Origin of the sequence: Pseudomonas frederiksbergensis (assembly GCF_900105495.1) — a bacterium.
Lineage (GTDB): Bacteria > Pseudomonadota > Gammaproteobacteria > Pseudomonadales > Pseudomonadaceae > Aquipseudomonas > Aquipseudomonas frederiksbergensis.
On the sequence record NZ_FNTF01000002.1, the window covers coordinates 2864227 to 2876329 of the forward strand.

9 protein-coding genes are annotated in these 12103 nt (G+C 57.6%); all 9 read left to right on the forward strand.

All coding sequences use genetic code 11. From position 1 onward, the window contains the following. Positions 1 to 4: 4 nt before the first annotated feature. The 9 genes from BLW70_RS13455 (at position 5) to BLW70_RS13495 (ending at position 12034) form a co-directional block, all read left to right on the forward strand. Positions 5 to 709, forward strand: a complete 705-nt coding sequence (locus BLW70_RS13455; RefSeq protein ID WP_074874656.1) for a succinate dehydrogenase iron-sulfur subunit — start codon at positions 5 to 7, stop codon at positions 707 to 709. A gap of 262 nt (positions 710 to 971) precedes the next feature. Next, positions 972 to 3803 carry a 2-oxoglutarate dehydrogenase E1 component gene (locus BLW70_RS13460; RefSeq protein ID WP_074874658.1) on the forward strand — a complete coding sequence of 944 codons (2832 nt, stop codon included), beginning with the start codon at positions 972 to 974 and terminating at the stop codon, positions 3801 to 3803. A gap of 42 nt (positions 3804 to 3845) precedes the next feature. Next, positions 3846 to 5066, forward strand: a complete 1221-nt coding sequence (gene odhB / locus BLW70_RS13465) for a 2-oxoglutarate dehydrogenase complex dihydrolipoyllysine-residue succinyltransferase (RefSeq protein ID WP_074874662.1) — start codon at positions 3846 to 3848, stop codon at positions 5064 to 5066. A 110-nt stretch (positions 5067 to 5176) separates the two neighbouring features. Further along, on the forward strand, positions 5177 to 6613 hold the full coding sequence (lpdA, locus tag BLW70_RS13470; protein WP_074874664.1) for a dihydrolipoyl dehydrogenase: 1437 nt from the start codon (positions 5177 to 5179) through the stop codon (positions 6611 to 6613). A gap of 200 nt (positions 6614 to 6813) precedes the next feature. Beyond that, the gene (gene sucC / locus BLW70_RS13475; protein ID WP_008148602.1) at positions 6814 to 7980 is read left to right on the forward strand and encodes an ADP-forming succinate--CoA ligase subunit beta; all 1167 of its coding nucleotides are present in this window, start codon (positions 6814 to 6816) and stop codon (positions 7978 to 7980) included. Next, positions 7980 to 8861 (forward strand): succinate--CoA ligase subunit alpha, encoded by an 882-nt coding sequence (sucD, locus tag BLW70_RS13480; protein ID WP_008148605.1) that lies wholly within the window; start codon positions 7980 to 7982, stop codon positions 8859 to 8861. Before sucC ends, sucD begins: the two co-directional genes overlap by 1 nt. Positions 8862 to 9318: 457 nt before the next feature. Beyond that, a complete protein-coding gene (gene brnQ / locus BLW70_RS13485; protein WP_074874666.1) occupies positions 9319 to 10632 on the forward strand; it encodes a branched-chain amino acid transport system II carrier protein in 1314 nt (437 codons plus the stop codon). A gap of 263 nt (positions 10633 to 10895) precedes the next feature. Further along, positions 10896 to 11633: a DUF599 domain-containing protein gene (locus BLW70_RS13490; protein ID WP_074874668.1), complete on the forward strand. Its 738-nt coding sequence runs from the start codon at positions 10896 to 10898 to the stop codon at positions 11631 to 11633. After that, positions 11633 to 12034 (forward strand): MAPEG family protein, encoded by a 402-nt coding sequence (locus BLW70_RS13495; RefSeq protein WP_074874670.1) that lies wholly within the window; start codon positions 11633 to 11635, stop codon positions 12032 to 12034. Before BLW70_RS13490 ends, BLW70_RS13495 begins: the two co-directional genes overlap by 1 nt. The last annotated feature ends 69 nt before the right edge of the window (positions 12035 to 12103 follow it).

The window sequence follows — 12103 nt, forward strand, 5'->3', positions numbered from 1 at the left end:
CGCCATGTTGCAAGTCAGTGTTTATCGCTACAACCCTGATCAGGACGCTACGCCGTTCATGCAGGAATTTTCGGTCGATACCGGTGGTAAAGACCTGATGGTGCTGGATGTGCTGGCCCTGATCAAAGAGCAGGACGAAGGTTTCTCCTATCGTCGCTCTTGCCGTGAAGGTGTTTGCGGTTCCGACGGCATGAACATCAACGGCAAAAACGGTCTGGCCTGCGTCACGCCGCTATCTGCTGTCGTAAAAGGTAACAAGCTGATCGTTCGTCCTCTGCCAGGTTTGCCGGTTATCCGTGACCTGGTCGTCGATATGAGCATCTTCTACAAGCAATACGAAAAGGTTAAGCCATACCTGCAGAACGACACGCCGGCTCCGGCCATCGAACGTCTGCAGACCCCTGAAGAGCGTGAAAAGCTCGACGGTCTGTACGAGTGCATCCTGTGCGCTTGCTGCTCGACCTCTTGCCCATCCTTCTGGTGGAACCCGGACAAGTTCCTGGGTCCAGCTGCTCTGCTGCAAGCGTATCGCTTCCTGGCAGACAGCCGCGACACCAAGACTGCCGAGCGTCTGGCTTCGCTGGATGACCCGTTCAGCGTATTCCGCTGCCGCGGGATCATGAACTGCGTCAACGTTTGCCCGAAAGGCCTGAACCCGACTAAGGCCATCGGTCACATTCGTAACATGCTTCTGCAAAGCGGCGTGTGATTCAGCTGTAGTACCCGCAAGACCGCTGTACCCGTAGATGCTACGGCGCAGGCTTCAACCGGCGCCGTAGTCTTAACCTGAGCAGCAGCTTATAAGGCTGCGGCTCTTATTTTGAAGAAATGAGACAAGCAGGGGCATCCGGGCTGGTACCCGGACTATCAGCGTGATCCTAAGTGGCTTGTTTTAGTCGCTGCATTCGGACTTCTGCAAGTGTGCTCGGTGTCGACGCCGGTGGTGTTCCCCTAACCGAGGGTGACCAAGCATGCAAGAAAGCGTGATGCAGCGCATGTGGAACAGCGCCTACCTATCCGGTAGTAACGCTGCCTATGTGGAAGAGCTCTACGAGCTCTACCTGCACGACCCTAACGCTGTGCCAGAAGAGTGGCGCACCTACTTCCAGAAGTTGCCTGCTGACGGCAACCCTGCCACCGATGTTTCGCACTCCACAATTCGCGATCATTTCGTCTTGCTGGCAAAGAACCAGCGCCGCGCCCAACCGGTTTCCGCCGGTAGCGTGAGCAGTGAGCACGAGAAGAAGCAAGTTGAAGTGCTGCGATTGATCCAGGCCTACCGTATGCGTGGCCACCAGGCAGCCCAGCTTGACCCGCTGGGGCTGTGGCAGCGTCCTGCACCTGCAGACCTGTCGATCAATCATTACGGCTTGACCAATGCCGATCTTGATACGACCTTCCGTGCCGGCGACCTGTTCATCGGCAAAGAGGAGGCGAGCCTACGCGAAATTCACGAAGCGTTGCAGCAGACATATTGCCGCACCATCGGCGCTGAATTTACGCACATCACCGATTCCGAGCAGCGCCAGTGGTTCCAGCAGCGTCTGGAAAGCGTGCGTGGCCGTCCGACGTACTCCGCCGACATCAAGAGCCACCTGCTTGAGCGCGTCACCGCCGGCGAAGGCCTGGAAAAATACCTGGGTACCAAATATCCGGGTACCAAGCGTTTCGGTCTGGAAGGCGGCGAGAGCCTGATTCCGATGCTCGACGAGCTGATCCAGCGTTCCGGTTCCTACGGCACCAAGGAAATCGTGATCGGCATGGCCCACCGTGGTCGTCTGAACGTACTGGTCAACACCTTCGGCAAGAACCCGCGCGAGCTGTTCGACGAGTTCGAAGGCAAGAAGAAGGTCGAGCTGGGTTCCGGTGACGTGAAGTATCACCAGGGCTTCTCGTCCAACGTGATGACCACCGGCGGTGAAGTTCACCTGGCGATGGCATTCAACCCGTCCCACCTGGAAATCGTTTCTCCAGTGGTCGAGGGTTCGGTTCGCGCCCGTCAGGATCGTCGTAACGACCCTACCGGCGAGAAGGTCCTGCCGATCTCCATCCACGGTGACGCGGCATTTGCCGGTCAAGGCGTGGTGATGGAAACCTTCCAGATGTCGCAGACCCGCGGTTTCAAGACCGGCGGCACCGTGCACATCGTGATCAACAACCAGGTCGGTTTCACCATCAGCAACCCGCTGGACTCGCGCTCCACCGAGTACGCGACCGACGTTGCGAAGATGATCCAGGCGCCGATCCTCCATGTGAATGGTGATGATCCGGAAGCCGTATTGTTCGTGACCCAGCTGGCCATCGACTACCGCATGCAGTTCAAGCGTGACGTGGTGATCGATCTGGTCTGCTACCGTCGTCGTGGCCACAACGAGGCCGACGAGCCAAGCGGCACACAGCCAATCATGTATCAGCAGATCACCAAGCAGCGCACCACCCGTGAGCTGTATGCCGATCGTCTGACCCAGGGCGGTGTGCTGGACGCAGAGCGTGTTCAGGCGAAAGTCGATGAATATCGCAATGCGCTGGACAACGGTCTGCATGTTGTAAAAAGCCTGGTCAAAGAGCCGAACAAAGAGTTGTTCGTGGACTGGCGTCCGTATCTGGGCCACGCCTGGACCGCACGTCACGACACTCGCTTCGATCTGAAAACCTTGCAGGAACTGTCCGCCAAGCTGCTGGAAATTCCGGAAGGCTTCGTGGTTCAGCGCCAGGTCTCGAAAATCTACGAAGACCGTCAGAAGATGCAAGCCGGTGGCCTGCCGATCAACTGGGGTTACGCCGAAACCATGGCGTATGCGACCCTGGCGTTCGAAGGTCACCCGATTCGCATGACGGGTCAGGACATCGGTCGCGGTACGTTCTCGCACCGTCACGCTGTCTTGCACAACCAGAAAGACGCGGGCACCTACATCCCGCTGCAAAACCTGTACAAAGGCCAGCCACGTTTCGACCTGTACGATTCGTTCCTGTCCGAAGAAGCCGTGCTGGCGTTCGAATACGGTTACTCGACCACCACGCCTGAGGCGCTGGTGATCTGGGAAGCCCAGTTCGGCGACTTCGCCAACGGTGCCCAAGTGGTTATCGACCAGTTCATCACCAGTGGCGAGCACAAGTGGGGCCGCCTCTGCGGTCTGACCATGCTGCTGCCGCACGGTTATGAAGGTCAGGGTCCGGAGCACTCTTCGGCTCGTCTGGAGCGTTACCTGCAGCTGTGCGCCGAGCACAACATTCAGGTGGCGGTACCGACTACGCCGGCCCAGATCTACCACTTGCTGCGTCGTCAGGTGATTCGCCCGCTGCGCAAGCCATTGATCGTCCTGACGCCGAAGTCGCTGCTGCGTCATAAACTGGCGATCTCGACCCTGGAAGATCTGGCTGAAGGTTCGTTCCAGACCGTTATCCCGGAAATCGATACCCTGGACCCGAAAAAGGTCGAGCGCGTTGTTCTGTGTAGCGGCAAGGTCTACTACGACCTGCTGGAAAAACGCCGTGCCGAAGGTCGTGATGACATCGCCATCGTGCGTATCGAGCAGCTTTACCCATTCCCTGAGGACGACTTGAACGAAGTCCTGGCTCCGTACACCAACCTCAAACATATCGTTTGGTGTCAGGAAGAGCCGATGAACCAGGGTGCCTGGTACTGCAGCCAACACCACATGCGCCGCATCGTTGGCAATCACAACAAAGCACTCTTCCTCGAGTACGCCGGTCGTGATGCTTCTGCTGCACCTGCTTGTGGTTATGCATCGATGCACGCTGAGCAGCAGGAAAAACTGCTGCAAGACGCCTTTACTGTTTAACGCCTTCGCGCACCTGAAACCGAATTTAAGGACCCACAGATAATGGCTATCGAAATCAAAGCCCCCACTTTCCCGGAATCGGTTGCCGATGGCACCGTTGCCACCTGGCACAAACAGCCGGGCGACGCCGTCAAGCGCGATGACCTGATCGTCGACATCGAAACTGACAAAGTCGTATTGGAAGTGTTGGCTACCGCTGATGGCGTGCTGGGCGCTATCGTCAAGAACGAAGGCGACACCGTTCTGTCCGACGAAGTCCTGGGCTCCATCGAAGCGGGCGGCGCTGCTGCCGCTCCAGCTGCTGCCGCTGCTCCTGCCGCTGCACAAGCTGCTGCTCCAGCCGCTGAAGGCGAAGATGATCCTGTTGCTGCACCGGCTGCTCGCAAGCTGGCTGAAGAAAACAGCATCAACATCGCTTCCGTTGCCGGCACCGGCAAAGGCGGTCGTGTGACCAAGGAAGACGTTGTTGCCGCTGTAGCTGCCAAGAAAGCCGCTCCGGCTGCCGCGCCTGCCAAGGCTGCTGCGCCTGCCGCTGCTGCTCCAGTGTTCGCTGCCGGCGATCGCATCGAGAAGCGCGTACCGATGACCCGCGTACGGGCCACTGTCGCCAAGCGTCTGGTTGAAGCTCAATCGAACATGGCGATGCTGACCACTTTCAACGAAGTCGACATGACTGAAGTCATGGCCCTGCGTTCGAAGTACAAGGACCTGTTTGAGAAGTCCCACAACGGCGTGCGCCTGGGCTTCATGTCGTTCTTCGTCAAGGCGGCCACCGAAGCGCTGAAACGCTTCCCGGCTGTCAACGCCTCGATCGACGGTGCTGACATCGTTTACCACGGCTACGCTGACGTCGGTGTTGCTGTTTCCAGCGACCGCGGCCTGGTTGTTCCGGTTCTGCGTAACGCCGAACTGATGAGCCTGGCTGAAATCGAAGGCGGCATCGCCACCTTCGGCAAGAAGGCTCGTGACGGCAAACTGTCGATGGACGAGATGACCGGCGGTACGTTCACTATCACCAACGGTGGTACTTTCGGTTCGATGATGTCGACTCCGATCGTCAACCCGCCGCAAGCGGCCATCCTGGGCATGCACAACATTCTGCAGCGTCCTATGGCGATCAACGGTCAGGTTGTTATCCGTCCGATGATGTACCTGGCTCTGTCCTACGATCACCGTCTGATCGATGGCAAAGAAGCTGTGACCTTCCTGGTTACCATCAAGAACCTGCTGGAAGACCCGGCTCGTTTGCTGCTGGATATCTGATTTCGTTGCACGGGCCGTCCAGTGATGGACGGTCCTCCTGTAATGACCAGCTTCGTCCCACGACAGTCCCCAAAAGGGACTGTCCGGTTTGATTCGAGAAGGAATGACACATGACTCAGAAATTCGACCTGGTAGTGATTGGCGCGGGCCCTGGCGGCTACGTGGCTGCCATTAAAGCAGCGCAACTGGGCCTCTCCACTGCCTGCATCGAGAAATACACCGACAAGGAAGGCAAACTGGCCCTCGGCGGTACTTGCCTGAACGTCGGTTGCATTCCATCCAAGGCGCTGCTGGACAGCTCCTGGAAATTCCACGAAGCCCAGGACGGCTTCGCGATCCACGGTATCAACCACGCTGGCGTGACCATGGACGTGCCAGCAATGGTCGGCCGTAAAGCCAACATCGTCAAAGGCCTGACGTCGGGTGTTGCCACCCTGTTCAAAGCCAACGGCGTGACCTCGATCCAGGGCCACGGAAAACTGCTGGCCGGCAAGAAAGTCGAAGTCACCAAGCCAGACGGTTCGGTAGAAATCATTGAAGCCGAGAACGTGATTCTGGCTCCAGGTTCGCGTCCGATCGACATTCCGCCGGCTCCGGTCGACCAGAATGTGATCGTCGATTCGACTGGCGCGCTGGAATTCCAATCGGTTCCAAAACGTCTGGGCGTGATCGGCGCTGGCGTGATCGGTCTGGAACTGGGTTCGGTCTGGTCCCGTCTGGGCGCAGAAGTCACCGTTCTTGAAGCGCTGGACACCTTCCTGATGGCCGCTGACGCTGCCGTTTCCAAGGAAGCGCTGAAAACCCTGACCAAACAAGGTCTGGACATCAAGCTGGGCGCTCGTGTTACCGGTTCCAAAGTGAACGGCAACGAAGTAGTCGTGAACTACACCGATGCCAACGGCGAACAGAACATCACTTTCGACAAGCTGATCGTAGCCGTTGGTCGCCGTCCGGTGACCACTGATCTGCTGTCCGCTGATTGCGGCGTGACCCTGGACGAGCGCGGTTTCGTGCACGTTGACGATCACTGCGCCACCACCGTACCGGGCGTTTACGCGATCGGCGACGTGGTTCGCGGCATGATGCTGGCACACAAGGCCTCGGAAGAGGGCATCATGGTCGTCGAGCGCATCAAGGGCCACAAAGCCCAGATGAACTATGATTTGATCCCGTCGGTTATTTATACTCACCCGGAAATCGCGTGGGTCGGCAAAACCGAGCAGGCCTTGAAGGCTGAAGGCGTTGAAGTTAACGTTGGCACCTTCCCGTTCGCAGCCAGTGGCCGTGCCATGGCAGCCAACGACACCGGCGGTTTCGTGAAAGTCATTGCCGATGCCAAGACTGACCGCGTATTGGGCGTCCACGTGATTGGCCCGAGCGCTGCAGAACTGGTTCAGCAGGGCGCGATCGGTATGGAATTCGGCACCAGCGCGGAAGACCTGGGCATGATGGTTTTCTCCCATCCGACCCTGTCCGAAGCCTTGCACGAAGCAGCTCTGGCTGTGAATGGCGGCGCCATCCACATCGCCAACCGCAAGAAGCGTTAAGACAAGACAATAAGAAACCACGGCGGAAGGCCCGTCGTGAGCCTTGCGTGCAAGACTCACCGCGGAATGTCCGCCGGACGCAGCCTTGCGTAGTCTCACCGGTTGTCCGGAACACCTACGCAAGCAGCAGTCACAGGTGGTGCGGCACTTGAACAAGTGCAGCACCGAATGCGCAGTACCTAACGAAGACGGTAATAAGCATGAATCTTCACGAGTATCAGGGTAAGCAGCTGTTCGCTGAATACGGCCTGCCAGTATCCCAGGGTTTCGCCGTAGACACCCCGGAAGCAGCAGCAGAAGCGTGCGACAAGATCGGCGGGACCGAATGGGTTGTCAAAGCCCAGGTTCACGCAGGTGGTCGCGGTAAAGCGGGCGGCGTTAAGCTGGTTCGCAGCAAAGAAGACGCCAAAGCATTCGCTCAACAGTGGTTGGGCAAGCGTCTGGTGACTTACCAGACTGATGCCAATGGTCAGCCAGTCACCAAGATCCTGGTTGAATCGTGCACTGATATCGCTAAAGAGCTGTACCTGGGCGCTGTCGTTGACCGTTCGAGCCGTCGCATCGTGTTCATGGCTTCCACCGAAGGTGGCGTGGACATCGAGAAAATCGCTCACGACACCCCTGAGAAAATCCTCAAGGCCACTATCGATCCACTGGTTGGCGCTCAGCCATTCCAGGGTCGCGAGCTGGCATTCCAGCTGGGTCTGGAAGGCAAGCAAGTTGCTCAGTTCGCCAAGATCTTCGTAGGTCTGGCCAAGCTGTTCAAGGATCACGACCTGGCTCTGCTGGAAGTGAACCCGCTGGTGATCAAGGCTGACGGCGATCTGCATTGCCTCGACGCCAAGATCAACATCGACGCCAACGCCATGTACCGTCAGCCTAAGCTGAAGACTTTCCACGATCCGTCGCAAGACGATCCGCGCGAAGCGCACGCTGCCAAGTTCGAACTGAACTACGTAGCACTGGAAGGCAACATCGGTTGCATGGTCAACGGTGCTGGCCTGGCCATGGGTACCATGGACATCGTCAACCTGCATGGCGGCAAACCAGCCAACTTCCTCGACGTGGGCGGCGGAGCTACCAAAGAACGCGTTACCGAAGCGTTCAAGATCATCCTGTCCGACACTAACGTCGCTGCAGTATTGGTCAACATCTTCGGCGGCATCGTTCGTTGCGACATGATTGCCGAAGGCATCATCGGCGCAGTGAAAGAAGTCGGCGTGAAAATCCCGGTTGTTGTTCGCCTTGAAGGCAACAACGCTGAGCTGGGCGCTAAAGTACTGGCAGAAAGCGGTTTGAACATCATCGCTGCTACCAGCCTGACCGACGCTGCTCAACAAGTTGTCAAAGCTGCGGAGGGCAAATAATGAGCGTCCTGATCAATAAAGACACCAAAGTTATCTGCCAGGGTATTACCGGTTCGCAAGGTAGTTTCCACACCCAGCAAGCCATCGAATACGGCACCAAGATGGTGGGTGGCGTAACTCCAGGCAAAGGCGGCACCGAGCATCTGGGTCTGCCAGTGTTCAACACCGTGAAAGATGCTGTAGCTGCCACTGGCGCCACCGCCAGCGTGATCTACGTTCCAGCTCCTTTCTGCAAGGACTCCATCCTGGAAGCAGCCTTCGGCGGCATCAAGCTGATCGTTTGCATCACTGAAGGCATTCCTACCTTGGATATGCTGGATGCCAAGGTCAAGTGCGACGAGCTGGGCGTAGTCCTGATCGGTCCTAACTGCCCAGGCGTGATCACTCCAGGCGAATGCAAGATCGGCATCATGCCAGGTCACATTCACTTGCCAGGCAAGGTCGGTATCGTTTCCCGTTCCGGCACCCTGACCTACGAAGCTGTGAAGCAAACTACTGACGCCGGTTTCGGTCAGTCGACTTGCGTCGGGATCGGTGGTGACCCGATCCCGGGTTCGAACTTCATCGACATCCTGAAGCTGTTCCAGGAAGACCCGAAGACCGAAGCGATCGTGATGATCGGTGAGATCGGCGGTTCGGCTGAAGAAGAAGCGGCTGCCTACATCAAGGCACACGTGACCAAGCCGGTTGTTTCCTACATCGCTGGTGTGACTGCCCCTGCGGGCAAGCGCATGGGCCATGCTGGCGCAATCATCTCTGGCGGCAAAGGCACTGCAGACGAGAAGTTTGCTGCCTTGGAAGACGCAGGCGTTAAAACCGTGCGTTCGCTGGCAGACATCGGCAAGGCTTTGTCCGAGCTGACTGGTTGGGCAATCAAGTAAGCCTCGCGCTTATCTGACGCTTCACCAAACAAAGGCCACCTTCGGGTGGCCTTTGTCGTTTCCGGGGTTTGTACCGGGCTTTTGTGGCGAGGGGATTTATCCCCGTTGGGTCGCGAAGCGATTCTAAAATCTGCATCCGAGGTGTATCAGATGCACCGCATGCGATGGTTTTACGACTGCTGTGCAGTCGAACGGGGATAAATCCCCTCGCCACAGGGTTCTTTGTAAGTAAATTAGATATGTAAACGCGACACGGAAATGTCGCGTATCGGATAGATCGCACCCTAACAGTGCGTTTGTTGGGCAAATTCGTTAGGCTAGCAGCCATTTTTGCGTCCGCGACCCACAAGGTTGCTACGCGCTAAACGGGTCAGTCCTATACGGACCGACAGCATTTCCCTCACCCCTCAGGGAAATCCCTCTCTAAATTCCGATTCAGTAGTGTGGTATTTCCTTAATGAAAGTGTTGAAAGGCCAGGACATCCTGGCACTTGGTTTTATGACGTTTGCCCTGTTTGTCGGGGCTGGCAACATCATCTTCCCGCCTATCGTCGGTCTGCAATCCGGTCCACATGTCTGGATGGCGGCGCTGGGCTTTCTGATCACCGCGGTCGGTTTGCCGGTGATCACCGTTGTTGCCCTGGCCAAGGTCGGTGGCGCCATGGATGCCTTGAGCAGCCCGATCGGGAAAGTCGCCGGTGGCCTGCTGGCGGCCGCGTGCTACCTCGCTGTTGGCCCGCTGTTCGCGACACCGCGCACCGCCACCGTGTCATTCGAAGTCGGCTTGGCGCCGTTGACTGGCGAGAGCCCGTTGGCGTTGTTCCTCTACAGCTCGGTGTACTTCCTGCTGGTTTTTTTCATCTCGCTCTATCCGGGCCGGCTGCTGGATACCGTAGGACGTTTCCTCGCACCGCTGAAGATCATCGCCCTGGCCGCGCTCGGCATCGCCGCGTTTGCATTGCCGGCCGGTGATGTCGGCGTGGCCACCCCGGAATACGTGGCGGCACCTTTTTCACAAGGCTTCATCAATGGTTACCTGACCATGGATACCCTGGGCGCGCTGGTGTTTGGCATTGTCATCGTCAATGCAATCCGTTCCCGTGGCGTCGAGTCGCCGGTGTTGATCACCCGTTACGCGATCATCGCAGGGCTGATTGCCGGCGTGGGCCTGGCGCTGGTTTACGTCAGCTTGTTCCGTCTCGGTTCGGGCAGCCATGAAGTGGCCGCGGGTGCTACCAACGGCGCAGCGGTGTTGCACGCTTACGTGCAACACACCTTCGGCTCTTTGGGCAGCGGTTTTCTGGCGGTGCTGATCTCCCTGGCCTGCCTGGTGACGGCGGTAGGTCTGACCTGCGCCTGCGCCGAATACTTCAGCCGTGTGTTGCCGCTGTCCTACAAGACGTTGGTCATCATCCTGGCGGTGTTCTCGCTGTTTGTGTCCAACCTGGGCCTGACCAAGCTGATTGCGTTCTCGATCCCGGTGCTGACCGCGATCTACCCGCCGTGCATCGCCTTGGTCGCCCTGAGCTTCTGCAAGGACTTCTGGCATGAGCAGGGCCGCATCGTCGGTCCGGTGATGCTGGTGTCGTTTATCTTCGGTTTGATCGACGCCCTCAAGGGCGCGGGTCTGGCGGACTGGATGCCGACTCAGTTGTCCCACCTGCCGCTGAGCGAGCAAGGCCTGGCCTGGCTGGTGCCGTCGGTCATGACCCTGGTCGTCGCGGTGGTTTGCGATCGCCTGCTGGGCAAGCGCGAAGAAGCACTGGCTTAAGCCGCTTCATGGCCCGCCACAAGCGGGTCGTGAACACACAAGGAAATGCCCCGTATCAATCGATACGGGGCATTTTTTTTGGAGGGGGTGCAGTGTCTTTTTCCTTGAGCTAACGTCGAAGCATTGCCAAATCTAATGTGGGAGCGAGCCCGCTCGCGATGGCGGCTTTACATTCAATAGATATGTTGGCTGATCTACCGCCATCGCGAGCAGGCTCGCTCCCACAGGTTTCAGTACTCCGAATACACACCACAAGGACCTGCATGTCGTTCATCCACGCCAACATGATCCACATCCTCGCCGCGCTCTGGTTCGCCATCTGCTGGGGCGGCTACACCCGTTATGCGACGTGGAAGGGCCGCGACACTGCGTGCCTGGCCAGCGTGCTGCACCTTTATCGCGAAGACTGGATGCGCCGCATGCTGTTGCGCGACAACCGCATCGCTGACGCCAGCGTGATCGGTAACCTGGAGCGCAATGCCTCGTTCTTCGCCTCCAGCACACTGATTATCCTGGCCGGCATTCTCACGGTGCTCGGAGCCTCCGAAAGGGCAGTGTCGTTGTTGGCGGATATCCCGATGGTGCAGCAGGCATCCCAGGGGATGTCGGAGATCAAGTTGCTGTGTCTGGCGCTGGTGTTTGTCTATGCGTTCTTTACGTTCAGCTGGTGCATGCGCCAGTACAACTTTGCGGCCATTCTGGTGGGCTCGGCGCCTATGGTCGGTGAGCGTCACGTATCCGAACAAGAACGCAAAGCCTTCGCTGCCCGGGCGGCCCGCGTCATTTCCATGGCCGCCAACCAGTTCAACTTCGGACTGCGCTCCTACTACTTCGGCATGACCATGCTGGCCTGGTTCGTCAGCCCATGGTTGTTCATGTTGATGAGTACCGGTGTGGTGTTGGTGTTGTATCGCCGGGAATTTCATTCCGACGTTCTTGACGTGATGGTCTATACACCTACAGAGGCGCCATTGCCCGAGGCGATTAAAGAGGCTGTTTGATGAGTATTCCGTTCTGGTGTGTGTTAATCAGTGCCTTGCTTATTTTTGTAGCAAAGATTCCCGTGGCCAAAGCGATGAATGACCTGGGTGGTTATGACAACCATCTGCCGCGTCAGCAACAGGCGCAACTGACTGGCTTTGGTGCCCGTGCGTTGGCCGCTCATCAGAACTGTTTTGAGGCGTTCATTCTGTTCGCGGTGGGGGTGCTGATGGCGCATACCACGCAGACAGCGGGGTGGCTGATCGACTTGCTGGCAATCATCTTCGTGATTACCCGAATCATTTATTTGTTGTGCTATTGGGTTGATCTGGCCTGGCAGCGCAGCCTGGTGTGGGGTATTGGACTATTGTGTTCGTTGCTATTGATGATTAGTCCGACTTTTAGAACAATTTTGCTGTAACGCCTGCCAGGCAAAAAAAAGGCAAAAGAAAACCCGCACTTGGCGGGTTTTCTTTATCACGCTAAAAAC